Genomic DNA, 680 nt, shown 5'->3' with positions numbered 1-680 from the left:
ATCAAAGCGCCATCGGGTCCGAGGACGGTAGACTCTCGTGTGCGCTACGCTGTTTGATGACTGGACTGACTGACTTCTACGCTCGGCTAATAAAGGCGTAAGAAGGATATTTCTGACAGCGTGCTAGCTGCGCCGGTCACGCCTCAAGTTGTACATCCCGTGTCTCCGATGCATTTTTGCGTGTGTTCCCATGTCGCTGGGATCGTGAGGTCAATACTCGATCAAAACGACCTACGCGATAAGTGCATTTTTTCGAGGCATTGATGCACGGCGTTTATCAATGCGGCCGAAACGAGGTATTGTCGCCGCGGCTCTTCAGGGGACCGGGAAAAACAGACCGGATTGGAGGGGCGGCTCACGCCACTCGCTATCGATTGCCATGCGAGTGGTCTACCGGTTCAAACCTCAACCGTAGGCGCCCCTGCCGACGCCTGTCGACGAGCGCCGATGGAACGCGCTAGGGCCGTACCTATCGCGAGTACTAACAGGCACGCAGTCGGGACGAGCATTGGAGCGGCGTGGCTTTGAGTCACCTTACCGACATATGGCATGAGGTTCTGGCCAAAGAATCCGCCGAGATTGCCGATGCAGTTGATCGCTGCGACGCTTGCTGCCGCGCGAGCGCCAGAAAAGAAACGCGGCGGGAGCGACCAAAAGCACGGGTACAACAACGGAATGCA

At 57.1% G+C, this 680-nt stretch carries 1 pseudogene; it reads right to left on the bottom strand.

Annotated elements, in window-relative coordinates:
- Positions 1-398: 398 nt before the first annotated feature.
- A pseudogene (locus AWB74_RS48175) lies at positions 399-680 on the bottom strand (MFS transporter); the annotation flags it as partial.

Source organism: Caballeronia arvi (genome assembly GCF_001544695.2).
GTDB lineage: Bacteria > Pseudomonadota > Gammaproteobacteria > Burkholderiales > Burkholderiaceae > Caballeronia > Caballeronia arvi.
This window is presented reverse-complemented; position numbering and strand designations above follow the sequence as displayed.